Origin of the sequence: Alkaliphilus flagellatus, assembly GCF_018919215.1 — a bacterium.
In the GTDB taxonomy this organism is placed as follows: Bacteria; Bacillota; Clostridia; order Peptostreptococcales; family Natronincolaceae; genus Alkaliphilus_B; species Alkaliphilus_B flagellatus.
In genome coordinates this window covers 299,143-324,327 of the sequence record NZ_JAHLQK010000005.1, presented here as the reverse complement: position 1 = coordinate 324,327, position 25,185 = coordinate 299,143, and the positions used below count along the sequence as shown (strand labels likewise).

Genomic DNA, 25,185 nt, shown 5'->3' with positions numbered 1-25,185 from the left:
AAAATATTTAGATAAGAACTTGGTTAATCCAGGTTCTTTTTATTTTGGAGGTGTACTAATGAAACTAATTATAGTTATAGATCCCGGCCACGGTGGAAGTGATCTAGGAGCAGTAGGACCGACTGGTTTATATGAAAGTCATGTAGCATGGAAAATTGCCTGCATGGTAGCAGATATCCTTATGAGATATGGAATAAAAATTATATTTACACGTGTTGGAGATGTAAGAGTTAGCCTAGACAAAAGAATTGAAATTGCAAATAGTTCTAAGGCAGATTATTTTGTGTCTATTCATATTAATAGTGCTAATAATCCTAAAACCACAAAGTCAAAAAAGATTAGACTAGGGGAGAGTCTCTCCTAGTCTTTTTTATTCCACTAATGTTTTTCGTCAATTCCTATTTCATGATTGAGGATTTCTTGGATTCTAATTACAATCTTATCTAAATCGAGGTTAGCTTCTTTTTTTATACTCTTTTTGAGCATTGGTCCAATTTGTTGAATATCATCTAGTATATCTTGCAGAAGTTCTAATGCAGCTGTTGCTTCGATAATTTCTTTAGGAGTTTCAACTATGTTAGCTAAAATTGATGTTTCTGTACGAGAAGCAATCAAAGGACTATCGATTTCTTCAATATACACATAAGTTCTTTTCCCAGGACCTCGATCATTCTCAATAGGCTCAAGCGCAATAATCTTATCTGACCTAATAAACTTACCATACCCTAAGGGGACGATAATATTTTTTCTTACTTCCATTAAACGTCATCCTTTCTATCTAAAGATATAAATATATTTTGTACGTTATAGCTGCTAATATACTAAGATGATAAAGATGAATACTTGAAAGTTAATAAGTGTAACCTAAGACGTATTCCTTATAATAAGGTAGCTTAGGCTACATTATTATGTTTGACGCCAAAGTTCGAGTTAGTCTTGTAACACTAAAACAAATGACTTTATTTGAAAAAATGTTTTTTAATGTTGAAAACGAGAAAAAGAAATGTTTTTAAGTTTTGTGAATAATTGCTATTTTATTACTAATAATATTACTGATTAAATTAATAATAATGGAGGGAAAAGCAGTGAGAAAATTATCTGAAGCAGAACTATTAACATTGACAGGAATGTTAAAAATGGAAACTGAAGGACTTGCAGCAGCTAAAGCAACTCATATGTTAATTGAAGACAATGATTTAAAAAAGTCTGCGGAAGCGGGTATAATGGCATCAGAAGCAAGAATAAAAGGTATACAACAATTTATTAATGAAAATCAAGTTTTAGGTACTGGGGAGGTAAAGTAAAATGAAACCGATAAAAGAAATGTTGGGTCAGAAAGCGACAAATTTATCTGATCAAACTATTACGAATAACGCTTTAGCTGCAAAAACTTCAGCATCAAATGCATATCTAAACGCAATGTTAATGACAGCAACTCCTGAATTAAAACAATTGTTTAGCTCAAACTTAACACAAACGGTTGGTGAGCATGCTGCATTATCTGAATTAGCTGCAAATAAAGGATGGGTAAATCCATATGAACAGCCAGAAAACCAGTTGCTTCAAACTTTTAATCAGTCTAAAGAAATATTAGATAGCCATGTAACTGAATAATACATATCAAAGAGCCTTATATAAGGCTCTTTTTTACAATCTATCTTTTTGTCTATAATTTTAATTTGTTTTTGTATTTGGATGTATGGCAATATTGAGAATATAACTTTTTTATTTTTAAAATAGAAATATAGAACAGTTTATATGTAACTTCATAGTATATATTACAGCTACTAATAGTTTTGGAACATAAAGAAAAAAAGTGTGTACTTTGCAGTACTTAAAATTAAAAAAGGTAGGTGTAATATATGGGTGAAATTATTGAAAATTGTGGAGAGTGTAGTGAAAATTTAGTCCAAAATATTGAAAAAAGTGGAGATTGTGGTGAAAATTTAGTAGGAAATATTGAAAATAATAGGGGTTGTGATGGAGGTACTGATGGTATTTTTGGAAAGAATAGAAATAATTTACTTTTCTTCTTCTTGTTGCTAATAATAATTTTCTGTAACTGTGGTATTTTTAAAGGATCAGGAGATAGCCTACTTTTCTTCTTTTTATTACTTGTTGTACTATTTTCTGGACGAGGACTATTATGTTTCTAAATAGAAGAAACATAATAGGGGGTGGGGCTTAGGCTTTACCCTCTTTTTTTATATCTACTTTGTAGTAACACTTTTGCCAGTCCGTAATATACTTGTATTGGGGAAGAAGCAAAGCAGTGAGCAACTTTTCTAATATAAAAAAGGGGAAGGCGAAAATAATGGATTATAGTCAAGAAATTAATACACAAAGGTGCAACAATCCAGGCAACGATCCAATTAGTATAGGTGCAACATGTGTAGCTCAAATAGATGGAAGATTCTTCTTGCTTATAGAAATTGAAATAGAAGTTATGGGTATTGAGAGAGAAGAAGTGATTATAACAGAGATAACAGCAGCTCAAGCAGCGGCACTAATAGCAGCGGGAGTTATGCGTTGTCAAATAGTTACCACAATTCCTACAGGAGCAGGAGTAACCCTTATTTGTGCATTTGTAGTAGGTCAAAATGTATTCTTAGTATTTAATGTTGAAAATGCAACTGATCGTCTAGTTTTAGTTAGAGTACCTTTATGTAGAATTATTTAATCAAAACTTATCAGATAATCATATGATTTTTAGAGTTTTAAAGTGTTAGGGTAGAGCTTAGGCTTTACCCTCTTTTTATATCTATTTTTACTCTTTACACCGAACATATATTCTGGTAATATAATATTAAGAACACATGTTTGGGGTGATAATATGGTAAATCAATCATTAAAATACTCTTTAGTTAATCACAAAGTAATAACCATTATGTATATGAAGGGTTTAGAAATAACTCAAAGAAGAATCCAAGTATTAAAAATGGATAATGAAATTATAAAAACGCTAGACATAGATAAAGGGCAACTTAGAACCTTTAAGATAGAGAACATACTATCCGCAATGGATACAAAGTTGATTGATAGTAATGAAGAAATAAGGGGTAATTATCATGCTAACTAAAAGAGATAAAGAAATTCTAAAGGCAATAAATTCTTATGTGAATGCCAATGGTATAAGTCCTATGGTAAGGAATATCTGTGACCTGGTTGAATTGAGATCTAGTAGTACGGTGCACGCTTATTTAAACAGATTAGAGATAGAAGGATTTATAACAAAGATGGACATTATTCTAAGATCAATAAAGATAACTAAAAAAGGTGTAGATATAATAGAAGGGTAGGATATGCTACTCTTTTTTATATATAAAATCATACTGTAGAATATTTTTTCTTTCTTTTATAGGGGTAGCGCCAACATTTTGACGTAAAACCCACGCTAAGACAATTTCTGGAATTAAAAAACCGATTTTTCCTATGCTAAGAAAAAATCGGTCTAGTTTTTTATTGAATGAGTAGGCGTAGCGAATGTAAGCCTGGTACTCTTTTTAAATCAAAGTTTTGGACTGAAGGCTAAAAGGTTGCTCTTAAGGCAACCTCTTTTTGTCTCTAAAAGGGGCGAAGCTCCCTAGATTAGTTTTATAATTGATAAAAGTGACTTTATAGAAGGTTAACCATAAATAACTGGTTAACCCTTGAAATTATTGTATAAAGGAGTTAACCAGAAAAAGTTTAGATTGAATATTTACTCATGCAGCATACACAATTAGTTAACATAATGAAAAATTATCGATAGTTCCAAAGAGTTGTTTACCGAATACCTGAAATTTTCTATTATTATTAAGAGGAGGGGAGAAAATGTATTTAGGAGATTATATTGTTCAAATTGTATCCATTATTATAATTTTATTTCTTGTAGGAATAGCAGGTTGGTTTGTGACGAAAATTATTAGAAAAAACAAAAAAGATTAAAAAATCAGAGAAAACGTTTACATTTTTCCCTCTATATGGTATTTTTAAATAGAATTTCAATTAAAGGGGGTAAGAAGTATGCCTTTATTTTCACAAACGATAACTGACTTTTGGCGGGAGCCATTTTTGAACGGAGACGTCCTCTATAGCGATGAAGTTTTTACTGTCGCCATCAACTCTGACCTGAGCGAAGACCGTCGGGTGATGGTGCTGGAAACCTCCGACGGCCGGGTTATGGCAGTCCTGACGCCTGCGCTGGCCGATAAGTTAGGCCTTTATCAACGACAAGACCTGTCTGAGCCGACCTTTCGCCGTAAATTGAATGAAGCGGGAGTCACTCTGCATGGTGCAGATTATCTTTTTTATTTTTCAGAAGCCGATAAGAACGTATTGCTGCAAGAAAACCTGGAAGGTGTCTTGTGCCAGTTAACAGAGCAAGATGATGCGGTTTTCTCCGAGTTCCAGTCCTCCGCCTCGGAACAAGACTTGGATGATGCTTATGTGGAATTGGATCACTGGGCGGTGTTCGGCTCTTTTGAGCAAAATCGCCTGGTCAGCGCCGCCAGCATGTATCCCTGGGAGAATGCGCAAATTGCAGATCTCGGCGTACTGACTCTGACGCCCTTTAGAGGAAAAGGTCACGCCCGCAAAGTGGTGCGTTCAATCAGCAAGTACGCCTGTGATCAGGGATATGAGCCCCAGTACCGATGCCAGCTCGATAACCAGGCGTCTACGTCGCTGGCTAAAGCGGCGGGTTTGACGCTGTTTGGAAAGTGGGAAGTGATTTCTCCCGACTCCACTGACTGAGAGTCCGACTCAAAATTAAATTCTTTTTATTCAAGCTCTTGCGACGCGGTGCGTTATGCGCCGGATGGTTGTATTGAATTATTAAACTAATTAGTTGATAACATATAGGTGGTAATGAAATATCGTTAATTGATATATTAGGAACTGATCCAGATGAAGTAGTAGATGAAGTAGAATTGAAAATGCAAATTAAAAAGCTATATTCTAAGATGGCTAGTGTATTGAAGTCAAGAGAGAGGATAGTGATAGAACTTAGATATGGAATATGTAATGGTGGATCTAAAACACAACGTGAAATTGCTAAAATGCTAGGTATTTCGAGATCCTATGTTTCTAGAATTGAAAAAAGAGCAATAAAAAAATTAAATAAAGCATTGAATGGAAATAATTAAAGGTCAGAGTAAAGGCCTTTAATTATTTTGTTATTATCATAGTTAATGTTATCATAAATGATAAAGCTAACAACTATTATATAAAAGAATTCTTACGACAAAAGATGAACTTAGACAGATAGTAAGAAATAGGATATATTCTATCGCAAGAAATAAAAATTATTAATATATAGCAATTTAAAAAATCAAATAAGGGGTATATATTGTATTAATATTTATATATAATAGACAACTCAAAAAAGGGGGGGATAACAGCATGAGTACTAAAGAAAGAACTATGTGGGTTGGAATGCTAATTATAATTTTAGTAGCATCATTATCTATTACAAATCAATATAAAAACAAACTAATCAATTTAGTGGAAGAAAAGGAGATTCTATCGAATAAATATACTAAATTAAAAGATGAAAATCAAAACCTAACAACTACAGTTAGTAATTTAAATATTGACCTAAAAAGTCAAAATGAATTAATCTATAATCTACCCAAAATAGACCAGTCTATGATTAAATTTTTACTAGATGATAAAGGATTTCAAGGTGAGATAAAGGATATTGAATCTAATCTTTTAAATCATTCGGATCTGATCCCTTATGAAGGTATACTGGGAGGAACAATGCACTTTTATGAAGGTGGAACTCATGCTGTGACAGATCAATGGGTAGTGACATCCTTTGGGGATGGACATATGGAAGGGTATATGATACTGAGTTATGACTTAAATGGTGAAAAAATTACTTGGAAGGTCATAGATTCTTATTTGTATTAAGTAATAATCTATTTAATAGAATAATCCGATAACATATATATAGGATATGATATCAATATAGGTAAAACTATATTTTCGAATTAATGGGAGTTTATTACTATTTTATTCTATCTGTTATAATGATATCTTAATTATTATAGGGATATATTAGAAGTTCATAAATTTTTAAAGGAAGTGAAAATAAGATGGGAAAATTAAGTAGAAGATTGAAGACATGTAAACGATGTAAAACACCTATTCATGAAAATTCACTTCGGGAGTATTGTTCTAGATGTTATGGAATTGTAGAAGAGGTTTTCGATAAAATTAGAGAATATTTAAGAGAATATCCAGGAGCTACTGCCTATGAAATGGAACAGAGATTGGGAATCCCTATCCATGTAATTAACAACTTTATTAAGGATGGGAGACTAGTTGAGATTCCGAATGAGCATTTAAATCTTCAATGTTTGCGATGTGGTTGTCTATTATTATCTGCATATCATAAGTATTGTCCTATTTGTGAAACAGAAATGAAGAATGGTATCCAAAAAGCTAAGGAAGAATTGTCGGGTACACTTGACAGTTCAAAAGAAACAGGAAAAATGCACTTGAATTATTATTTAAGAAAAAAATAGAAGTATAAATTAAACTACAATTTAGATATAATTCCTACTTTATCTAAATTGTAGTTTAATTTATTAGCAATTTTAGTTCGCATAACATATTAATTTATGTATATAGGATATAATACTTAATATAATAAATGCTTTGGTTTAGTGGGAATATATGCTAAACTAATATCTGAATATATTAATGAGGTGATATGCGGACATGGTAAATTTACTGACTCCTGATTTATATGTAGAATCAGTTTTAAAGTTAAATTTAGAAAAGCTTAAGCAAAAAAACATTAAAGGACTAATAATAGATATTGATAATACATTAGTATCTTGGGAAATTAAATATGCTAGTGAAAAAACGAAGGAATGGTTATTAAACCTTGAAAAGGAAGGTTTTAAAGTGTGCTTAGTTTCTAACAATACAGAAGACCGGGTTGTTACTTTCAATGAAGAATTAAAATTACCTGCAATACATAGAGCATCAAAACCAAGGGTAGGTGCTTTTAAAAGGGCTATGAAAATTATGGGTACAAAAATAGAAAATACAGCTGTAATTGGAGATCAAATTTTCACAGATGTATTAGGTGGAAATCGTATGAGATTATTTACAGTGTTAGTAGTACCTATAGAAGGTAAAGAATTTTGGTGGACAACCTTTGTAAGAAAGGTTGAAAGACATGTATTGAGGGTGGTTTTAAAGGATCATAGGGGGGATAAATAGATGATTACAATCAGCGGTAAAACAAAAACTGTTGCTCTTATTGGAGATCCTGTAGAGCACAGTTTTTCTCCATTTATACACAATTATGGATTTCAAACTCATAAATTAAATACGGTATATGTTAATCATACAGTAAAAAAGCATTATTTAAAAGAGGCAATTGAGGGCATTAGAGCCTTAGGGTATGTAGGTGCAAACGTAACATATCCTCATAAAATACAAGTAATAAATTTTTTAGATGAGGTATCTAAAGAAGCAAGACTTATTGGAGCTGTAAATACAATAAAAAATGAAAATGGAAAATTGATTGGTTACAATACCGATGGGTCAGGATTTATTTATGGACTAGCTCAAGATGGAATAGAAATAAAGAATAAGACTATTTGTATATTAGGTGCTGGTGGGGCATCAAAGAGCATAGCTATTTCCCTTTGTTTAAAAGCCGATTGCGAGGTTATTATCTGTAATAGAAATATTGAAAAGGCAGAAGAAATTTTTTACATAGTTAACAATGATAATAAAAATTTTTTAGGAAAAGTAACACAAGTTGTTACTCCTAATGATCTTAAATTAGAAAATGTAGATATATTAGTAAATTGTACACCTGTAGGAATGGGTAAGTTGAAAGGATTAATTCCATTTGGAGATAAATTAAAACTTCATAAAAACATTATAGTATATGATTTAATATATAATCCACATGAAACCCAACTTTTGAAAGTGGCTAGAAATGAAGGCTTTATTACTTATAATGGATTAAATATGCTGGTCGGCCAAGCAATTCTAGCCTTTGAAATATGGACAGGAAAAATATTAGACTTTGAGGAAATAAAAAGAATCATTCAAAAACTTTAAATATAATATAATCCAAATATAATTATATTGCAGGAATTTTTAAAATTATATAGAATAAGTATAATTGGTACAAAAGTCCTATTGTAATTCTGAAATAATACAATCAAATAACATGAACAGAAGAAATACAGATATAGATGGACGCTTATGCTGTATGGATGTAGTGGCGTAACCGGCTAACTTTATATTTATTTAATATATAGTTAGTTTTTTTATACAATCTTTTTCAAATGAGGGGTTCTATATGAGTGGGAAAACTAAACGTTTAGGGGATTTATTAATAGAAGCTGGACTAATTGAGCAGGAGCAGCTTGAAAAAGCATTAGAGCTTCAGAAGGTTACTTTTAAAAAACTTGGTGAGATCCTAATTGATGAAGGTTTTGTTAAAGAAAGTCAAATTATTGAGGTATTAGAATTTCAATTAGGGATTCCTCACTTAGATTTGGAGAAGTATTTTATTAATCCAGAGATGCCTAGGCTAATTAGCGAAAAATTAGCAAGACGACATATGTTAATTCCTGTAAAAAAAGAGCGGGATAATTTAATAGTAGCTATGTCAGACCCTTTAAATATTTTTGCTGTAGATGATATTAAAATAGCTACTGGATTAGAAGTTATACCTGCTATCTCAACAAGGCAAAATATTGAAAATGCTATTAATCGATATTATGGTAGCGAAAGTGCAGAAAATGCGATAGAGGAGTTTAAAAGAGAATATAGAATGCCAGATTTAGATGATCTAGAAGCACAAGACGCTCTAGATATTAGTAATGCACCAATGGTTAGGCTCGTTAACTCTTTTATTAAGCAAGCTGTTAGACTAAATGCTAGTGATATCCACTTAGAACCCTATGAAAAAACATTAAGACTTCGTTTTAGAATAGATGGCGACTTGCAAGAAATCATGTCCATTGCTAAATCAGCCCATCAGGCCATAATATCAAGAATAAAAATACTTGGTAGGATGGATATTGCAGAAAAAAGGATTCCGCAAGATGGTAGAGTTGAAATGGTAATTGATAGTGGAGATATTGATATGCGTATTTCGATATTGCCAACAGTGTATGGAGAGAAGGCTGTAATACGTCTATTAGATAGAAGTAGCGTTGTTATTTCTAAGGATCAACTTGGATTTACACAAGATAATTTAAAAATATTTGATGAAATTATTAAAAGTCCACATGGTATTATTTTAGTTACAGGTCCAACGGGTAGTGGAAAAACAACAACTTTATATGCTGCTTTAAAAGAATTAAATAATGTGGTTCGTAATATTATTACAATAGAAGATCCGGTTGAGTATAGGCTAGAAGGGGTTAACCAAGTACAGGTCAGTAATAAGGCAGGATTAACCTTTGCTAGTGGGCTTAAGGCAATTTTAAGACAAGATCCTGATATTGTTATGGTCGGAGAAATTAGAGATGGAGAGACAGCTCATATTGCAGTGAGGGCTGCCATCACAGGTCATCTTGTACTAAGCACAATGCATACTAATGATACAGCTTCAACTGTGACGAGATTTACTGACATGGGTATTGAATCATACCTTGTTTCTTCCTCGGTTATTGGGGTCGTAGCCCAAAGATTAATTAAAAAAATATGTCCCTATTGTAAAGAATCCTATTATTCAACATCAGTGGATAAAAAAATACTAGATATAGAAGAAAATGTATTACTACATAGGGGAAAAGGATGTAATATTTGCAATTATACGGGCTACAAAGGAAGACAGGCGGTTCAAGAAATTATGCGTATTGATGAAACAATACGAGCATTAATTGATGAAAGAGCAAGTATAGATAAGATTAGAAAAAAGGCATTAGAAAATGGGATGACTTCCTTAAAAGAAAATTGCAAACAGCTTATATTTCAAGGTGTAACAACTGTCGAAGAACTTGCTCGTATAGCCTATGGATTAGAATAGGAGAAATGCTATGGATATTATTAACCTACTAAAAATAGCAATTGATTTGAAGGCTTCAGACTTACACATTACTGTAGCTGTACCTCCGACAGTTAGAGTGAATGGGAAACTGAAAAAGATAGATAATCAACCAATAACTCCTGAAATATCTGCTAAATTAATAAGGGATGTACTGACACAGGAGGAACTGAATAAATTAGATACCAACGGAGAACTGGATATATCATTAGCCTATTCTGGGTTAGGTAGATTTAGAGTAAATGCTTTTAAACAAAGAGGGAGTTACAGTATGGCATTGAGGATAGTTGCTCTTAATATACCAACCATAGAACAGCTAGGTTTACCTATAGTAACGAAGGAATTAGCAAGAAAGCAGAGGGGACTAATATTAGTTACAGGACCAACTGGTAGTGGAAAATCTACCACTTTAGCCGCTATGATTGATCTTATCAATAATGAAAGAAACTGTCATATACTAACATTAGAAGATCCAATAGAATATTTACATAAACATAAAAAAAGTATAGTTAATCAGAGGGAAATTGGAAATGATTCAATTAGTTTTGCTAATGCTCTGCGTTCAGCTTTAAGGCAGGATCCAGATGTAATTTTAGTTGGAGAGATGCGGGACTTAGAAACAATAAGTACAGCTATTACGGCAGCTGAAACAGGACATTTAGTTTTGTCTACACTGCATACTTTAGGAGCTGCAAAAACTGTTGATAGAATTATAGATGTATTTCCACCCCATCAGCAACAACAGATTAAGATTCAGTTATCTTCTGTTTTAGAAGGGGTAATATCACAACAGTTAATTCCTAAAGCAGATGGAACAGGACGTATAGGAGCTTATGAGATTATGGTAACTACACCAGCTATAAGGAATTTAATTCGTGAGGGTAAGAGTCATCAAATCCAGACCTCAATACAAACTGGGATTAAATTTGGTATGCAAACTATGGATCAATCTATTATAGAGCTATATAAAAAGGGGTTAGTGTCAAAAGAATGGGCATTTACTAGTGCAGTAGATCAAGATTCTATTACAAGATCCATAGGACTTTGAGTGTACTATCAATATATAACTTTAATTTAAGGGAGTGGAAATATGCCCCTATATGAATACAAAGCAATTACAGATAAAGGTGAGAGTCTAAGTGGTACATATGAAGCCGTTAATGAAAATGAAGTAATAGCGATGCTAAGACAAAGTAGACATTATCCGATGAAAGTTAAAGAAACAGTTAAGAAAAATAATATATTAGATATTTCTATATTTAAAAGTGTAAAGATTAAAGATTTAGCTATTTTTTGTAGACAATTTTACACGATGTTAAATGCTGGTATACCTATAATAAACTGTCTAGAAGTTTTAAAAGTACAAACAGAAAATAAAAAGCTTAAAAATACACTAGATGATGTATATGATGATATTCAAAAAGGTGCTGCTTTTTCTACTTCATTAAAAAATCATAAAAAGGTTTTTCCAGACCTTCTTGTAAATATGATTGAAGCTGGAGAGTTAAGTGGTAATTTAGATTCAATTTTAGAAAGAATGTCGTTTCATTATGAGAAGGAAAATAAAATTGCTAATAAAATTAAAGCTGCTATGGTATACCCATTGATGCTATCTACAGTATCAATTTTAGTAGTAATATTTTTATTAGTATTTGTTATGCCAACTTTTTTAAGCATGTTTGAAAAAACAACACTGCCAGTTCCTACAAGGGCATTACTTTTTGTTAGTTACTCATTAACTAGCTATTGGTATGTTTATACTATTGGACTTATATTATTTATCTTAGGATTTAGCCAACTGTATGAAAGTGAAAGAGGAAAACTATTTTTTGACAGACTAAAGTTTAAAATACCAGTAGTTAAGGGCGCTACACAAAAAGTAGTAACGTCACGTTTTACTAGAACCCTATCAACTTTGTTAGCCAGCGGTATCCCTTTAATTCAAGCCTTAGAAAGCACCGCTAAAGTATCCGGTAATAGAGTAGTGGAATTAGGAATGAGGGAAGTGATTGATGAAATTTCTATGGGAGTTACATTGACTAATTCTATTAAAAAGATTGGTGTATTTCCCCCAATGGTTATTTCTATGATTCAAATCGGTGAGGACTCTGGACAATTAGATGACATATTGGATAAAACAGCTAATTTCTATGATGAAGAAACGGAGAGTGCATTGCAAAAAATGACAACGATGATTGAGCCTCTAATGATTATTATTATGGCTATTATTATAGGCTTAATTGTAATAGCAATGATTTTACCTATGTTCGACATGATAAATACAATATCTTTCTAAGGGAGAAATCCTTATTAATAAGAGAAGACTTTTTAGGGAGTGATGCTGGAAAAAATATAGCGAATCTAATAATGAGAGATTTAAACTAAAAAATTATAAAGGGGAGAAAAGAATGGTTAGAATGTTGAGTAAGAGGATGAAAAATCAAAAAGGATTTACATTGGTTGAACTAATAGTTGTTATTGCCATTTTAGGTATTTTAGGGGCTATAGCTGTTCCAAAATTTGGTGGATTTAAAGAAACAGCCGCAAAAAAAGCTGACGAGGCTACTATGGATGTAATTAGAAATACGGTGCTGATTGCTCTTGCTAATGGAGATATAACCGTAACTGGAGAAGAAGGCACTATTACTATAGATACTACAGAAGATCCAATAACATTTGAAGGATCAAATATTACTACTTCTGATAATAATGACCTTGAAAAAGTTATGACAGATTTACTTGATACTAAATTAAAAGCACAAGTAACGAATAGAATTGGATTTACAGTTACTATTAAATCAAATGGAGATATAAAAGTGGATCCCAAAAAATAGTTAAAAATTCTTATGTAGTATACAACAACTTATAAAGTTATTGAAATCATAATTAATACAGGGCATGTTTCTACTGAAATTTGCCCTCTTGCTATATTACTTTAATCCTCAAGGAGAATACCCATGTATCTAAACAATCAAAATGGTTCTTCACTTTCTCTCATATTAGTTATAATGCTTGTTCTAGGTATTTTAGGTTCAACACTTTTATTTTTAAATACCTCTGAGGTCCGCCAGGTAGCTAGGGAACAAAAGAAAGTGCAGACCTACTATATTGCAAAGTCAGGAGCAGAAGCTATTGCAGAATATATTATTGATAGTTCAAATAATTTAGATGAAGATGAGTTTGAGAGCTTGGTTTTAGATTTAATTAGATCAGAAAAATCGAATCCGGTCAGTTTTGGAAATGGTATTTTAGAAATAGATATTTCTGGAGAAATATCAGAGCTCAATATTGTATCTACAGGAAAAATAGATAGTATTACTAATGCTATAATAATAACATTAAAAAAAGTGGGCACAAATTATTACAAAATTTTTTCAGAGTATAAAAATTAGTGGAGAGATAAAAAATGAAGGAATTAAATAAACAAAAAGGATTTACATTAGTAGAAATTATAATTACCCTAGCAGTTATAGGTTTAGTTATTGTTATATTGTCTACTCTCTATGTGAATAGTTACAAACTAATTATTTATTCAGGAGAAAAGGTTCAGGTTGTATATGATTTACAAAAACAAGTAGAGTACATCATAGGTGATCAAAGTTATGATGTGGGTGAAAGCAAAACACTACATATAAGCTTTCCTAATATATCAAGGACTATTTCAATTGATGGCAAAGAAGTAAAATTCGAAAAAAAATATGGGAATAAAAAAATTGCCTTATTTTATTTTATACCATACAAATGATAACTATATTTTTATTTTGACAAAAGGGGATTTAGTATGGCAAATAATAAAATGGAATATAGTAGGTTATATAATTTAAACTTAATAAAAAACAATAAAGGGTACACATTTATTGAATTATTGCTAATTTTAGCATTTTTAGGAATACTTATGCTTATAATTAATTCCTTGAGCATATTAGGGCTTAAAACTTTCAATTTTGCGTCATACCAAGGAAGTCTCCAACAAAATCTTCGACTAGCTACTAATTTTATAACAAAAGAAACTCGATTTGCTTCAGATGTCCAAATACTTAATTTAAGCTTATCAGAGCTTATAACTGAAATGGAAAAAACAGATAATGAATACCATTATATTTATTTAGAAAACAATGTCTTAAAATATAGATACGAGGATAAATCTAATTATGTTGCAGATAAAATAAAAGAACTAGATTTTAACAAAAGTACTAAAAATATTTTGAAATTTGATGTACTAGGTGAGAATAGTACTCCTAATTATAAATTAGGAACAGAAGTTGTAATTTTGAATATGCCTCAAAATAAAGAAATTTTAAATTCAGATGGTGTTGCAATTCGATACAAAAAAGTAATTCCTGATTTTCCTATAGATGAGGACACTAATAAATGGGATCAATATGTAATTTTTACAAATACTATTAAACTTACAAATGGCAGTGCAAGTGTTATCGGAGAAAATGCATCTATTATTATTAATGGACAAAATAACAACACTGTAAGTTTAGGAGGTAATAGCAATATTTCTGTAAAGGAACTTTATATCAAAGGCAACTTAGTTATGGAAGGAAGTGCAAGTATTGGAAGTACTGCTATAGGAGGAACAACTTATATAGATGGAAACGTAACACTTGATGGAAACCCTAGAGTCTACGATCAGCTATATTATACTAAAAATTTAAATACACAACACTGGATTGATATTCCAGCTATTAAAACAGATGAAATCCAATTTCCAAATGTAAGTATGCCAAAGTTTAAAGATAAAGAATGGTATATAGAAAAAGGTTACTCAAACAATACTACCCCTCAAAATGGTATGAGATATTATGGTAGAACATATTCATTTCCTACTTGGAACAGTTATTCTGATGTTGTTATAGTTAGTAGTGGAGACATAATTTTATCTGGAAATGTTTCGGTAAGTGGAATACTTTTTGCTCCAAATGGTAAAGTCATTACTGGCGGATCTGCCAATTTCTCAGGAATAATAATAGCTGAAGAAGTTGTTTTAGGAAGTTCATCTCCCATAATTTTCAAATCTTTTAATACAGAAGATTTACCTTTTTAACTAGATACCAGTTTAAATTTAGATTTAAATTAAGTTTGTACTTATAGAGAATAATAAGTAGTGCTATATATGAAGATTTTAAAAATATAAATGGTATAGGGGGAGGAGTATATGCGTATTGTAACCTTATTGCTAGGCACTATAATAGGATCCTTTCTAAATGTTTGTATTTATAGAATACCATTAAAAGAGTCTATAGCATTTCCACCCTCCCATTGTTCGAAGTGTAATACTAGTTTAAGGGCCTTGGACCTAGTTCCTGTATGTAGTTTTTTATTTATAAAGGGCAAGTGTAGATACTGTGGTGAAAAAATATCTTATCAATATCCTTTAATTGAGCTGCTTAATGGGTTACTTTATTTATGGGTATATCTAAAATTTGGACTTACTCTAGAGTTTTTAGCATACTCAATTTTATGTAGCATATTGATTGTTGTAGGTATTATAGATTATTATCACCAAGTTATTCCTGATACTATAAATATATTCGGATTCGTTTGTGGGTTTATTTTTCATACTATCAATTTTAGTAGCCTTTTAAACTTTCTTCAATATTTGTTTGGATTTTTAGTTGGAGGAGGCTTTTTGTTACTAATCGCTGTTGTTACTAAAGGAGCAATGGGTGGAGGAGATATAAAACTTATGGCTATGCTAGGATTTTGGTTAGGATGGAAATTTACTCTGCTTAACTTATTTCAATCATTTATACTTGGAGGTTTTATTTCCATTATACTTATTTTACTTAAGTTTAAGGATGTAAAGGATATGATTCCCTTTGGACCATTTATTGTATTGGCAACTCTAATAACACTATTTTATGGGAATGATATAATAAGTTATTATATTATGACATTTGTTGTTTATTAAAAGAAAATGAGGTGAGAAAGTGTAATGTTTAATAAAAATGTAATATCAATCGATATTGGAGCATATACAACAAAATTAGTTGTAGGTAGTTACAAAGGTAACAAGGTGGATATCTTACATATAGACTCTTTAACTACTCCTTCAAACTCTATAAATGATGGACAAGTTATAGATTTAAATAAAGTAAAATCTGCGATTAAGGAATGTATCAATAATATAAAGATAAAATCTAAAAAAGTAATATTTACTTTAGATAGCACTGCTATTATAACTAGAGAATTATCTCTGCCATATGCTAAAAATGAAGAATTAGAACAAATATTATTTTTCGAAGTACAACAACACTTTCCTACCGATCTAAGTGAGTATGTAATACAGTCTAGAAAGCTAGAAGACTTTGAAGAAGATGGAGTTAAAAAGTCTAAGATTGTGGTTGCCGCACTTCCTAAAGTAATTGTTAAAACCTATTTAGAATTAGCGAATGCTTTAGAATTAGAACCAATTGCTTTGGATGTACACTTTAATGGGATAGCAAAGCTTTTTGAAAATAATTTTAATATCAATAGTCAACCCCAAAATCAAGATCAGACTATTGCAATAATTGATCTAGGTTACGATAATATTAATGTTAATATTATTGATAAAAATATTTCAAGATTTAATAGGCTACTCACAATAGGTGGGAAAGAAATTGATTTAAATATAGCCAATAACTTTAATTTTTCATTAGAAGAAGCACAGAGAATAAAATTAGAACAGAGTACATTTAAAGATGATAGTACTTCATCTTTATACATTGCAATAGAAGAAGTTATCAGTGGTTGCATAGATAATTGGTTAGATGAAATACAAAGAATCTTCAAGTTTTATACTAGTAGAAGTCCAGAAAACAAAGTTAGTAAAATATACCTATGTGGTGGACATGCTAATTTAAAAAATATTACTAAATATTTTGAGTTATTTTTTGATATTCCTACAGAAAGTATAGATGATATAAGCTATATATATATTAAGAATAATGATATAAAAAATATTTCAATAACTACATTTCTTAATGCAATAGGTGCAATAATTAGAAAGTAAGCAGGTGTAAATATGAGAGATTTTAACTTTTTTGAACCATATTTAACAAAACAAAATCAGCTATCAAAGAGACAATTAGTTATATACATTCCTATTTTTATTGTTATTCTTGCTTTGATTATTACACCAATAGTTAACCAATTAATTATAAAAAGAATGAGAGATCAAACTATGCTTGTAAGTGCTATAGTAAATTCTGAAGAGCTTCAAGAAGAAATGAAAAAAATAAGCAATGAGAAAAAACAAATACAAGAACTCGAGGATTACTATAAAACTTTAGAGTCTATAGATAGTGAAATGATAAAAATTGATATAATAAATGATCTATTTTTACAAACAATTACTGATAGAGTACCTGAAGAGATGTTTTTTCAAAATATTAATATTAGTCAAAACTCGATACAAATTACTGGCATTGCAAAAAACAATGCATCTATAGCAGAATTTGAACATAATCTAAGAGAACTTACTTATTTTGAGAATATATTTATTTCTAATATTTCTACGAATACTGTAGGTTATGTATTTACAATCTCTTTTCAAATAAAAGGTGGGATTGATGATGAAACTAACTAAAAGAGAAAAAAACATGCTTGGAGTTCTAGCAGGTATAATATTCATTTATGGGTATATAAATTTTATTATTAATCCTCAAATTTTAAAAATCAAATATCTGAAAAGTGGAATTAAAGACTATGAATCAATAATTGCTGAAGACAATCACGCTACAGATGCATTAAGCGATTTGAAGAATATATATGAAAAACATTTAAAAAATGTAGAAGGTTACTCTAAAGGTTACTTTACATCTTTAGAACAATCTACTCTCATACTTTTATTAGATAGTTTTATCAACAATACAGAATTAGAAATAACAGGTGTTGGATTTTCAGATTACAGGACTGAACAATTAGGAAGTACTGAATTAAATGCAATATCTGCATCAATACCATTTAGTGGATACTATGAATCGTTGTTAGACTTTTTAAGGCAGATAAGACAAAATAATAAAAAGATATTAATTAAAGATATTAATATTTTAAATAATGGCGAAGGCCAAGTATCAGGAAATGTAGTACTAGACTTTTACAGTATTCCTTCTTTAGGTGTAAAAAAATTAAGCAGTAGTATAATTGAAGAAAACTCATATTCAAAGCAAAATCCCTTTGATCCTTTTGAAGGTTATATTGATGAATTATTTGATTACTTAGGCAATGATGAGATTAATGCTCAACCAAATTATAATCAAAATCAAGATATGTTTGCCCCTCAAGATAATATAGCTATAGAAGATATTAAGAAAACTCTTTTGGAAGGTTTTGAAAGTTTAGACATGTTCTTTGTAGGTAATCCAAGGGAAGTCGACGGAAATGTTAGCAGAGATACCAATAAAAAACAGGGCAATTATTCTATTAAGCTACAATATGATTTTTTAATGCAAAGAGGAAATAATATTGCAAATGTTGTTTTTGATAATATAAAGCCATCAATATCTATACAGCCAGAGTATATTTCTATTTCAGTTTATTCTTACGAAAAAAATGACCATAAAATAGGTTTTGTTCTAAAGGATGCAGTAGGAAAGGAATATAATATTTTATTAGCAGATAAAATTGATTGGATATATTGGAGTACTTTAGAAGCTAAGTTGCCTGAAGAAGTAACTTATCCTGCTCAAATACAACGTATATATGTACAAAGTAATAATCCTGAAAGTAAGATCAATGGAGTATTCTTACTAGATAATATGGAAGTTGCTTATAGAAATACATTGCATCACAGTTATGAAAAGGATAATCATATTAATTCTAATTAGTATATTGAATATTATGTAAAAAAGATAATATAATTTTTTTAATATAAGTAAAGATTTTTATAATGATTATAGTAAAGGATTTATTATGAAGCATAACTACATTAAGAATCCTAATCAAATTAAAATTTGACAAAAGTTATTAATATGTAAAACTTAATGCTTAATAGAAGACAGACTACTTATGATGAGTATAAAGGGGGATTCCTTTGAAAAAAACTAAAGTGATATTAATTGTTTTAGTTATGATTTTAATTCAATCCATAACTACTTCAATAGATGTCCAAGCTATAACTTTAGAAGATAGGGCGTACAATGAAGGGAAAGCTGTTGGAAGATCCAGTGGGCAGATATATGGACAAAAGGACTATATTAATGGAAAAAGGAATAATTGGCAAAAAGCACATGCTGAAGAAGAAAAAATAGTTATAGACGATTATAATTTAAAGCAAGAAACTGCAACATACCGATTTAATTTTCTTAAAGGATTTAGAGAAGAATTTAAATTAGGTTATGAAAATGGTTATAAAAACTTTAGTGGTAATGTAAAGAAAACCACATATGAGATAGGATTAGAACATGGTAAGATATTTGGAATTATAGATGGTGAAATTTATGGTAAGAAGGATTACTATGAAGGCAAAGTTAATGATTGGCGAAATCAAATACCATCAGAAGCATCTATTAGAAGAGAACATTCATTAAATAATGATGCAGATAAATATGCAGAAGGTTTCTTATTAGGTTATAAAATTGCCTTTGAAGAATCCTACACTAATACATATAGAGAAACAAATATAGATACTAGTAAAGCTCCAAAGGAAAATGGAATTTTACACGGAACAGAAATGGGATTTAAGCTTGGTAGTACACTTGGCCAAATAGATTTTGCAGATAAAAAAAGTAACAATTGGGAAAAGGCACTACCATCTAACTTAGATGTTATGATTAAATATAATCTTAATAGAGAAGTTCAGGAATACAGGGAGGGTTTTTTAGTAGGATTTAAAGATGGATTTCGTGATGGATATATAGAATCTTTTCAGCAACAAAACATAAACCTAGGGAAAGAGAATATTAATTACAAATCTATATCAATGCTTGGAGGAAATCTTACTAGTACTGATGGAATTATGAAATTGGAAATAGAACCAGGTACAATTTATGAGGAAAAATACCTATCTATACAGAAAGGCGATTTTCCAATCTTATATAATGCTAATTCATATATTCCTGTTACAAATAGCTACTTCATTAGAATAGAAAATCAATTCAAAACTATTGGTTTACATAATCCTATTATGTTAACCTTTAAATATTATGGATCCGAACGAGGTGGAATATATCAACTAGTTGATGATAAATGGAGATACTTATATAGTGATATAAAAGATGGAGAAATTTCTACAAAACTAGATTCTAAGTTCTATATGGGAGGAGTATATGCAGTAATTATAGATGACAACTATACGGAGTTAAAAGATGTTCATAGTAATTGGGCTGGTCAGGAAGTATATACATTTATAAGAAGAGATTATATAACTGGGTATAGTGATAAAACATTTAAGCCTGAGGCGAGTATAACTAGGGCAGAATTTATTACTTTATTAGGTAGGGTAATGGAATGGGATAATGATGTTAATCATGATCAAATAAAAAAGTTTAGCGATTATAATACATTTGGATATTATGGAGATGTTATAGCTAAGGCAACATCTTTGAAACTAATCAATGGTTATGCTGATAACACATTCAAACCAACCAAACCAATTAATTACAAAGAAATCGAATTCATTTTACAGAGGATACCAAATAATAATAAATTTAAATGGAGTGAAATTGAAGATAAGATGATGTACGAAAAGTATACTCGTTCAAGGAGCATATTGAGTAAAGAAAATAATATTACAAAGGTAGAGGTAGTATATATGTTATATCATCTGCAAAATGAAGGTAAAATATAATAGTATTAATTTCTATGAAACAACTAGACTATAGTAATTGCTCTAGTTGTTTTTATAATATGCAGAAAAGTATATACTTATAAAATTTTAGATAAGTCATAATTTTTTGTAGTATGTTTCAAGAAAATTAGCCCTTAAATCTTATGAAGGAAAATTTTGTTTTATTTTTATATTTTTTAAAAAGTTAAGAAGGAAAGGTAAATTTTGTATAGAATACATATGAATATTAAGAAAATTCTGCACTAAATTACATTTATTGAACTAAGTTTACAAGAGAGGTGAAAAAATGACAGATAATGAAAAAGGATTCACATTATTAGAAGTATTAGTTGCTTTATCATTATTTGGCATATTAAGCTTAATTACTATAAGTACACCTAATAGATTATACGATAGAGCAGTATTAACATCTACTGCTATGGAGGTGAAAAGTGCACTTCAGCTATCTCAACAACTAAGTTTAGATGAATCAAGAGAATATTGTGTAGAATTTATAGAAGATACATTTAGGGTAAGGGAGTATGTAGTTAGAGGAAGAGTTGTACTTTCAAGAAAGTTTGATAAAAATATTTCTGTATATAAAGCATCACAAAGTAGAATTTCATATAACAGACATGGTGAAACCCAATATGGAAAATTTATATTAGTAAATAAGAAAGGAGAAAAAATTGATATTGATACCTTAATCGGCACTGGAAAAATACGAATATCAGATATATATTAATAGGAGATGATAATATGTGAAGAGATAAAGGCCTAACCCTTGTTGAAGTCTTATTAGCATTATTTATTCTATCAATAGTGATATTAATATTTAATTCATCCTACTATTTGATTCATAGGTTAATATTTATAGATACAGTAAATCAACAAATGGGTGAAGTAGCTAAAACTAAGATGGAAGAACTTAAATCTAATCGTATTTATATAGAAGGGGAAGAATATTCTATTTTAGAATTACAGAAGGAGCTTATTAGCTTTAAAGAAAAAGGTTATAAAGTTGATATTTCTATTATACCTTTACATGATAATACAAATATTCACTATATAAATTTGAAGATAGCTAATGAAACAGGCGATGTTTTCTATAACTTGATTCGATATATTAATTTCTATAAAAGTACTTTCCAAAATATTTATGAAGAGCTCACTATAGATTCAAGTCAATTTAGTTATTAGAATTACAATTGAATTTAATTTTTATTGTAAGTTCAATAGAGAGGGTGAATCATAATTCATACTAATGCTAAAAAACAAGAAAATGGGTATATTTTAATTGAATTAATAGTATCTATTTCACTTATTTCTATAATTTTAATCAGCATTTCTATGTTATTTTATTTCACTTTTAATACCTATAAAAACCAGACTGAACTTTTAGAGGCGAAAAATGATGCACAAATTGTTTTGAAATATATAGAAAAAAGGTTAATGGAATGTAATCAAAAATCTATTATATATTATGGAGAAGAAAAGATATTTCAAGGTAGGGACTATAATAATAAAATAGCTTGGATAGATCTGAGTGGTGAGATATCGAGGAAACAAAATACATTAATAAATTTTTATAAGGATAAAAATGAAATTCGAGTAAATAAAAATAATGAAAATAATGTGTTGAGTAATAATATAAAAAATGTTATTGTAAATGAACTAGTAGAGGGGAAATTAGTAGAAATTGAAGTTATAACAAATAAATCTAGATACTCTAGTAAAATAAAATTTAAATTAGAGTACACTAAAATTTAATATGAGGTCTTTGTTAAATAATCAAAATGGTATAATATATGTAAGCATTATTTTTATTTCTTTGATTATTTTTGTAATTTTAACCTCACTCGTATATATAATGAGCACTAATATTGAAATTATTAATTCTAATAATGATAGTTACAGAGCTAATTATATTTCAGAATCGATCTTAGAATTAAAGATAATGCAAATAATGGAATTATCAGATAAAGTTATAATGGAGTATTTATTAGATTTGCAGAACTATAAGAAAGAATACCTCAAAGATATAAATAACAATCCGTCTATTAAATATGATCCTCCAAAGTTTTCTATTTATGTTGAGCAAAAAATTATTCCCAACATAAAGAAATTAGGTGGTAATGAAAATAATCCTTTCGAGGAATATGAAAATGACCATTATTACAAAATAGATATTGAGTATGACTCTGGAGAAAAAGTTATTAATATTACATCTACAGGAAGATACAATAGAGCTAGAAGGTTTATTAAGGCCAAATTAGAATTACCTAAGATTATTGATAATGGGTTTGATGAATATAATCTTCCGAAGGTTAGTATTTTGCCTGTGAGTATAGTAGAGTATTATCAAACGATTGGTTTATAGCATGTAATTTTTAGATTTAGAGGAGGGATAAAGTTGAAGGTACATAACTATATGGAGGACGTTGTAGATCTGGTGCTTAAACGTATATTAATGGAGGATAAATACGGAAATCAATGTGTTTGTGAGCAGTGTACAAATGATATTAAAGCTATTGCATTAAATAATCTTAAACCTAGGTATATAGCGACAGAAAAAGGTTCTGTTTTATCTAAGGCTAATATGTTTACAGTACAATCAGAGATTGATGTTACTAAAGTGTTAGTAGAGGCTATGGAGAAAGTAAACAAACTCCCTAAGCATAGGGTGATGGAGTAGTGGGAAATAATAATATTGTTCTAGTAGGATTTATGGCTACAGGCAAAACTACGATAGGTAAGATGTTAGCAGAGACATTAGATCTTGATTTTATTGACATGGATCAATTAATAGAAGAAATAGAAGGCATAACTGTTAACAATATCTTTACTTTAAATGGAGAGGCTTATTTTAGAGAAAAAGAACATGAAGCATTGGACTTATTTAGAAAATCAGAAAACAAAGTAATATCTACTGGAGGAGGTATTATAATTTCAGCAGATAATCGTAGAAAGTTAAGGGATATCGGTAAGGTTGTTTACTTAGAATCTAGTCCTCAATGGATTTTAACTAATTTAAATAGAAGTGAGACTATTAGACCTTTATTAAATGAAACAAATCCTATTGACAAAATAATAGAACTCCTTGACAAAAGAAGAAAGTACTATGAAGAGGTAGCTGAGTTTAAAGTGGTAGTGGATGGAAAGTCACTTAGTGAAATAGTTAATAATATTATTTCCATAATTCGGCCTACTTAGTAACATAAAATCTATTCAAAGATAAAAAAGTATGATATTATAATATAGGAATTTATTAGTAAGGAAGTGTATTCCAAAGCTGGGAAAGTAATTTAAAACAAAAGTTTGCTTTGATAGGGGGAATTCTTTATGAATAAAAGAATTGATAATCTAAGGACACTTCTAAAAGACAAAGGGCTAGATGGGATATTATTATATAAACCTGAAAATAGAAGATATGCATCAGGTTTTACAGGTAGTACTGGCTATGTATTAATTACTAAAAACGATGCTAAATTTATTACAGACTTCAGATATTTGGACCAGGCTTCTACTCAATGTAATGGATATGAAATAGTAGAAATTAATAATCAAAAAACAATTACAGATGTTTTAAATGGATTTGATCTAGGAAAGCTTGGAGTTGAAGAGGACTTTATGACCTATGGACAATATAGCGATTTTTTAAACAAACTAGTCAAAACCGAATTAACTCCTTTAGATGGTGCTCTTGTAGATTTAAGATCTGTAAAAACCTTAGATGAAGTTGAATACATAGAAAAAGCTGCTTCTATAGCAGATGAAGCTTTTAATCATATACTAAATTTTGTCAAACTAGGGATGTCTGAATTAGATATTGCTTTAGAATTAGAATTTTTTATGAAAAAAAGAGGAGCTAATAAACTGAGTTTTGAATCTATTATTGCCTCAGGCAAAAGATCTTCTCTACCTCATGGTGTTGCTACTAGTAAAACCATTGAAGCTGGAGATTTGATTACATTGGACTTTGGTTGTGTATATAATGGATATTGTTCTGATATGACTAGAACTTTCGTTTTAGGAAAAGCTAATAATAAACAAAAAGAAATTTATAATATCGTATTAGAAGCTCAAAAAACATCATTAGAGGCAGTAGAACCAGGCGTAACTGGTGAGGAATTAGATGGAATTGCAAGAAAAATAATTAGTGACAAAGGATATGGTCAATATTTTGGACATGGTTTAGGCCATGGAGTTGGACTTGAAGTCCATGAGCTACCTCATATAAATGTACGAGGTAAAGTGCCAATGGAGTCAGGTATGATAATAACTATTGAACCAGGTATATATATTTCTGACTTTGGTGGCGTAAGAATTGAAGATTTAGTTTTAGTTACAGATGATGGTTATAGAGTTCTATCAAAATCTACAAAAGACCTTATAGAACTTGAAATATAAT

The 25,185-nt window shown here is 29.9% G+C and carries 33 protein-coding genes and 1 pseudogene; 33 read left to right on the top strand and 1 reads right to left on the bottom strand.

Annotated elements, in window-relative coordinates:
• The first annotated feature begins 58 nt into the window (after positions 1-58).
• Entirely contained in the window at positions 59-364 is a 306-nt protein-coding gene (locus KQI88_RS14385; RefSeq protein ID WP_216418454.1) for an N-acetylmuramoyl-L-alanine amidase family protein, read from the top strand.
• A gap of 14 nt (positions 365-378) precedes the next feature.
• On the opposite strand, the gene KQI88_RS14380 is transcribed toward KQI88_RS14385, so the two are convergent.
• A complete protein-coding gene (locus KQI88_RS14380) occupies positions 379-759 on the bottom strand; it encodes a hypothetical protein (RefSeq protein WP_212377828.1) in 381 nt (126 codons plus the stop codon).
• 326 nt (positions 760-1,085) lie between these two features.
• On the opposite strand from KQI88_RS14380, the gene KQI88_RS14375 reads away from it, so the two are divergent.
• From KQI88_RS14375 to KQI88_RS14225, 32 genes and pseudogenes are all read left to right on the top strand, one after another.
• A complete protein-coding gene (locus tag KQI88_RS14375) occupies positions 1,086-1,304 on the top strand; it encodes a hypothetical protein (RefSeq protein ID WP_216418453.1) in 219 nt (72 codons plus the stop codon).
• A gap of 1 nt (position 1,305) precedes the next feature.
• A complete protein-coding gene (locus KQI88_RS14370) occupies positions 1,306-1,614 on the top strand; it encodes a spore coat protein (protein WP_216418452.1) in 309 nt (102 codons plus the stop codon).
• Positions 1,615-1,862: 248 nt separating this feature from the next.
• Positions 1,863-2,156 carry a hypothetical protein gene (locus KQI88_RS14365; protein WP_246579313.1) on the top strand — a complete coding sequence of 98 codons (294 nt, stop codon included), beginning with the start codon at positions 1,863-1,865 and terminating at the stop codon, positions 2,154-2,156.
• A gap of 158 nt (positions 2,157-2,314) precedes the next feature.
• Entirely contained in the window at positions 2,315-2,680 is a 366-nt protein-coding gene (locus KQI88_RS14360) for a spore coat protein (protein ID WP_216418451.1), read from the top strand.
• A gap of 153 nt (positions 2,681-2,833) precedes the next feature.
• On the top strand, positions 2,834-3,079 hold the full coding sequence (locus KQI88_RS14355) for a hypothetical protein (RefSeq protein ID WP_212377832.1): 246 nt from the start codon (positions 2,834-2,836) through the stop codon (positions 3,077-3,079).
• Positions 3,069-3,299: a LexA family protein gene (locus KQI88_RS14350; protein WP_216418450.1), complete on the top strand. Its 231-nt coding sequence runs from the start codon at positions 3,069-3,071 to the stop codon at positions 3,297-3,299. Before KQI88_RS14355 ends, KQI88_RS14350 begins: the two co-directional genes overlap by 11 nt.
• 706 nt (positions 3,300-4,005) lie before the next feature.
• The gene (locus tag KQI88_RS14345; protein ID WP_216418449.1) at positions 4,006-4,734 is read left to right on the top strand and encodes a GNAT family N-acetyltransferase; all 729 of its coding nucleotides are present in this window, start codon (positions 4,006-4,008) and stop codon (positions 4,732-4,734) included.
• A 104-nt stretch (positions 4,735-4,838) separates the two neighbouring features.
• Positions 4,839-5,126 carry a sigma-70 family RNA polymerase sigma factor gene (locus KQI88_RS14340; protein ID WP_216418533.1) on the top strand — a complete coding sequence of 96 codons (288 nt, stop codon included), beginning with the start codon at positions 4,839-4,841 and terminating at the stop codon, positions 5,124-5,126.
• Between the two features lie 256 nt (positions 5,127-5,382).
• Entirely contained in the window at positions 5,383-5,895 is a 513-nt protein-coding gene (locus KQI88_RS14335; RefSeq protein ID WP_216418448.1) for a hypothetical protein, read from the top strand.
• 185 nt (positions 5,896-6,080) lie between these two features.
• Positions 6,081-6,512, top strand: a complete 432-nt coding sequence (locus KQI88_RS14330) for a hypothetical protein (protein ID WP_216418447.1) — start codon at positions 6,081-6,083, stop codon at positions 6,510-6,512.
• Positions 6,513-6,708: 196 nt separating this feature from the next.
• The gene (locus KQI88_RS14325; protein ID WP_216418446.1) at positions 6,709-7,218 is read left to right on the top strand and encodes a YqeG family HAD IIIA-type phosphatase; all 510 of its coding nucleotides are present in this window, start codon (positions 6,709-6,711) and stop codon (positions 7,216-7,218) included.
• A complete protein-coding gene (gene aroE / locus KQI88_RS14320) occupies positions 7,219-8,073 on the top strand; it encodes a shikimate dehydrogenase (RefSeq protein WP_216418445.1) in 855 nt (284 codons plus the stop codon).
• A gap of 244 nt (positions 8,074-8,317) precedes the next feature.
• Entirely contained in the window at positions 8,318-9,997 is a 1,680-nt protein-coding gene (locus KQI88_RS14315; RefSeq protein ID WP_216418444.1) for a GspE/PulE family protein, read from the top strand.
• Between the two features lie 10 nt (positions 9,998-10,007).
• The gene (locus KQI88_RS14310; RefSeq protein ID WP_216418442.1) at positions 10,008-11,063 is read left to right on the top strand and encodes a type IV pilus twitching motility protein PilT; all 1,056 of its coding nucleotides are present in this window, start codon (positions 10,008-10,010) and stop codon (positions 11,061-11,063) included.
• Positions 11,064-11,105: 42 nt separating this feature from the next.
• The gene (locus KQI88_RS14305; protein ID WP_216418440.1) at positions 11,106-12,311 is read left to right on the top strand and encodes a type II secretion system F family protein; all 1,206 of its coding nucleotides are present in this window, start codon (positions 11,106-11,108) and stop codon (positions 12,309-12,311) included.
• 112 nt (positions 12,312-12,423) lie between these two features.
• Positions 12,424-12,849 carry a type II secretion system protein gene (locus KQI88_RS18360; protein ID WP_281417583.1) on the top strand — a complete coding sequence of 142 codons (426 nt, stop codon included), beginning with the start codon at positions 12,424-12,426 and terminating at the stop codon, positions 12,847-12,849.
• A 123-nt stretch (positions 12,850-12,972) separates the two neighbouring features.
• Positions 12,973-13,407 carry a hypothetical protein gene (locus tag KQI88_RS14295; RefSeq protein ID WP_216418439.1) on the top strand — a complete coding sequence of 145 codons (435 nt, stop codon included), beginning with the start codon at positions 12,973-12,975 and terminating at the stop codon, positions 13,405-13,407.
• 14 nt (positions 13,408-13,421) lie between these two features.
• On the top strand, positions 13,422-13,760 hold the full coding sequence (locus tag KQI88_RS14290; RefSeq protein ID WP_216418436.1) for a PilW family protein: 339 nt from the start codon (positions 13,422-13,424) through the stop codon (positions 13,758-13,760).
• 36 nt (positions 13,761-13,796) lie between these two features.
• Positions 13,797-15,068 carry a PilW family protein gene (locus KQI88_RS14285; RefSeq protein ID WP_216418434.1) on the top strand — a complete coding sequence of 424 codons (1,272 nt, stop codon included), beginning with the start codon at positions 13,797-13,799 and terminating at the stop codon, positions 15,066-15,068.
• A gap of 111 nt (positions 15,069-15,179) precedes the next feature.
• Positions 15,180-15,935, top strand: coding sequence for a prepilin peptidase (locus tag KQI88_RS14280; RefSeq protein ID WP_216418432.1), 756 nt, complete (start codon positions 15,180-15,182; stop codon positions 15,933-15,935).
• Positions 15,936-15,959: 24 nt separating this feature from the next.
• A complete protein-coding gene (gene pilM, locus KQI88_RS14275; RefSeq protein WP_216418430.1) occupies positions 15,960-17,018 on the top strand; it encodes a type IV pilus assembly protein PilM in 1,059 nt (352 codons plus the stop codon).
• Between the two features lie 12 nt (positions 17,019-17,030).
• The gene (locus KQI88_RS14270) at positions 17,031-17,594 is read left to right on the top strand and encodes a PilN domain-containing protein (RefSeq protein WP_216418428.1); all 564 of its coding nucleotides are present in this window, start codon (positions 17,031-17,033) and stop codon (positions 17,592-17,594) included.
• Positions 17,581-18,834, top strand: a complete 1,254-nt coding sequence (locus tag KQI88_RS14265) for a hypothetical protein (protein WP_216418427.1) — start codon at positions 17,581-17,583, stop codon at positions 18,832-18,834. The genes KQI88_RS14270 and KQI88_RS14265 overlap by 14 nt, the downstream gene beginning before the upstream one ends.
• Positions 18,835-19,040: 206 nt before the next feature.
• The gene (locus KQI88_RS14260; protein ID WP_216418425.1) at positions 19,041-20,795 is read left to right on the top strand and encodes an S-layer homology domain-containing protein; all 1,755 of its coding nucleotides are present in this window, start codon (positions 19,041-19,043) and stop codon (positions 20,793-20,795) included.
• 286 nt (positions 20,796-21,081) lie between these two features.
• Positions 21,082-21,519, top strand: a complete 438-nt coding sequence (locus KQI88_RS14255; RefSeq protein WP_216418423.1) for a type II secretion system protein — start codon at positions 21,082-21,084, stop codon at positions 21,517-21,519.
• 26 nt (positions 21,520-21,545) lie between these two features.
• Positions 21,546-21,605: pseudogene (locus KQI88_RS18700) on the top strand (prepilin-type N-terminal cleavage/methylation domain-containing protein); the annotation flags it as partial.
• A gap of 63 nt (positions 21,606-21,668) precedes the next feature.
• Complete coding sequence (locus KQI88_RS14250; RefSeq protein ID WP_246579311.1) at positions 21,669-21,974, top strand: hypothetical protein; 306 nt, start codon at positions 21,669-21,671, stop codon at positions 21,972-21,974.
• 252 nt (positions 21,975-22,226) lie between these two features.
• The gene (locus KQI88_RS18160; protein WP_246579310.1) at positions 22,227-22,544 is read left to right on the top strand and encodes a hypothetical protein; all 318 of its coding nucleotides are present in this window, start codon (positions 22,227-22,229) and stop codon (positions 22,542-22,544) included.
• A gap of 10 nt (positions 22,545-22,554) precedes the next feature.
• On the top strand, positions 22,555-23,154 hold the full coding sequence (locus KQI88_RS14240) for a hypothetical protein (RefSeq protein WP_216418421.1): 600 nt from the start codon (positions 22,555-22,557) through the stop codon (positions 23,152-23,154).
• A gap of 33 nt (positions 23,155-23,187) precedes the next feature.
• On the top strand, positions 23,188-23,469 hold the full coding sequence (locus KQI88_RS14235; RefSeq protein WP_246579309.1) for a late competence development ComFB family protein: 282 nt from the start codon (positions 23,188-23,190) through the stop codon (positions 23,467-23,469).
• Positions 23,469-23,987: a shikimate kinase gene (locus KQI88_RS14230; RefSeq protein WP_216418420.1), complete on the top strand. Its 519-nt coding sequence runs from the start codon at positions 23,469-23,471 to the stop codon at positions 23,985-23,987. The genes KQI88_RS14235 and KQI88_RS14230 overlap by 1 nt, the downstream gene beginning before the upstream one ends.
• A 129-nt stretch (positions 23,988-24,116) precedes the next feature.
• The gene (locus KQI88_RS14225; protein WP_216418418.1) at positions 24,117-25,184 is read left to right on the top strand and encodes a M24 family metallopeptidase; all 1,068 of its coding nucleotides are present in this window, start codon (positions 24,117-24,119) and stop codon (positions 25,182-25,184) included.
• Position 25,185 lies beyond the last annotated feature (1 nt).

Excerpts from the sequence above, each read along its gene's own strand:
- KQI88_RS14385 (WP_216418454.1), top strand. The coding sequence starts at position 59 with ATGAAACTAATTATAGTTATAGATCCCGGCCACGGTGGAAGTGATCTA.
- KQI88_RS14380 (WP_212377828.1), bottom strand. The coding sequence starts at position 759 with ATGGAAGTAAGAAAAAATATTATCGTCCCCTTAGGGTATGGTAAGTTT.
- KQI88_RS14370 (WP_216418452.1), top strand. The coding sequence starts at position 1,306 with ATGAAACCGATAAAAGAAATGTTGGGTCAGAAAGCGACAAATTTATCT.
- KQI88_RS14365 (WP_246579313.1), top strand. The coding sequence starts at position 1,863 with ATGGGTGAAATTATTGAAAATTGTGGAGAGTGTAGTGAAAATTTAGTC.
- KQI88_RS14360 (WP_216418451.1), top strand. The coding sequence starts at position 2,315 with ATGGATTATAGTCAAGAAATTAATACACAAAGGTGCAACAATCCAGGC.
- KQI88_RS14355 (WP_212377832.1), top strand. The coding sequence starts at position 2,834 with ATGGTAAATCAATCATTAAAATACTCTTTAGTTAATCACAAAGTAATA.
- KQI88_RS14350 (WP_216418450.1), top strand. The coding sequence starts at position 3,069 with ATGCTAACTAAAAGAGATAAAGAAATTCTAAAGGCAATAAATTCTTAT.
- KQI88_RS14345 (WP_216418449.1), top strand. The coding sequence starts at position 4,006 with ATGCCTTTATTTTCACAAACGATAACTGACTTTTGGCGGGAGCCATTT.
- KQI88_RS14335 (WP_216418448.1), top strand. The coding sequence starts at position 5,383 with ATGAGTACTAAAGAAAGAACTATGTGGGTTGGAATGCTAATTATAATT.
- KQI88_RS14330 (WP_216418447.1), top strand. The coding sequence starts at position 6,081 with ATGGGAAAATTAAGTAGAAGATTGAAGACATGTAAACGATGTAAAACA.
- KQI88_RS14325 (WP_216418446.1), top strand. The coding sequence starts at position 6,709 with ATGGTAAATTTACTGACTCCTGATTTATATGTAGAATCAGTTTTAAAG.
- aroE (WP_216418445.1), top strand. The coding sequence starts at position 7,219 with ATGATTACAATCAGCGGTAAAACAAAAACTGTTGCTCTTATTGGAGAT.
- KQI88_RS14315 (WP_216418444.1), top strand. The coding sequence starts at position 8,318 with ATGAGTGGGAAAACTAAACGTTTAGGGGATTTATTAATAGAAGCTGGA.
- KQI88_RS14310 (WP_216418442.1), top strand. The coding sequence starts at position 10,008 with ATGGATATTATTAACCTACTAAAAATAGCAATTGATTTGAAGGCTTCA.
- KQI88_RS14305 (WP_216418440.1), top strand. The coding sequence starts at position 11,106 with ATGCCCCTATATGAATACAAAGCAATTACAGATAAAGGTGAGAGTCTA.
- KQI88_RS18360 (WP_281417583.1), top strand. The coding sequence starts at position 12,424 with ATGGTTAGAATGTTGAGTAAGAGGATGAAAAATCAAAAAGGATTTACA.
- KQI88_RS14295 (WP_216418439.1), top strand. The coding sequence starts at position 12,973 with ATGTATCTAAACAATCAAAATGGTTCTTCACTTTCTCTCATATTAGTT.
- KQI88_RS14290 (WP_216418436.1), top strand. The coding sequence starts at position 13,422 with ATGAAGGAATTAAATAAACAAAAAGGATTTACATTAGTAGAAATTATA.
- KQI88_RS14285 (WP_216418434.1), top strand. The coding sequence starts at position 13,797 with ATGGCAAATAATAAAATGGAATATAGTAGGTTATATAATTTAAACTTA.
- KQI88_RS14280 (WP_216418432.1), top strand. The coding sequence starts at position 15,180 with ATGCGTATTGTAACCTTATTGCTAGGCACTATAATAGGATCCTTTCTA.
- pilM (WP_216418430.1), top strand. The coding sequence starts at position 15,960 with ATGTTTAATAAAAATGTAATATCAATCGATATTGGAGCATATACAACA.
- KQI88_RS14270 (WP_216418428.1), top strand. The coding sequence starts at position 17,031 with ATGAGAGATTTTAACTTTTTTGAACCATATTTAACAAAACAAAATCAG.
- KQI88_RS14265 (WP_216418427.1), top strand. The coding sequence starts at position 17,581 with ATGAAACTAACTAAAAGAGAAAAAAACATGCTTGGAGTTCTAGCAGGT.
- KQI88_RS14255 (WP_216418423.1), top strand. The coding sequence starts at position 21,082 with ATGACAGATAATGAAAAAGGATTCACATTATTAGAAGTATTAGTTGCT.
- KQI88_RS14250 (WP_246579311.1), top strand. The coding sequence starts at position 21,669 with ATGGGTGAAGTAGCTAAAACTAAGATGGAAGAACTTAAATCTAATCGT.
- KQI88_RS18160 (WP_246579310.1), top strand. The coding sequence starts at position 22,227 with ATGGAATGTAATCAAAAATCTATTATATATTATGGAGAAGAAAAGATA.
- KQI88_RS14225 (WP_216418418.1), top strand. The coding sequence starts at position 24,117 with ATGAATAAAAGAATTGATAATCTAAGGACACTTCTAAAAGACAAAGGG.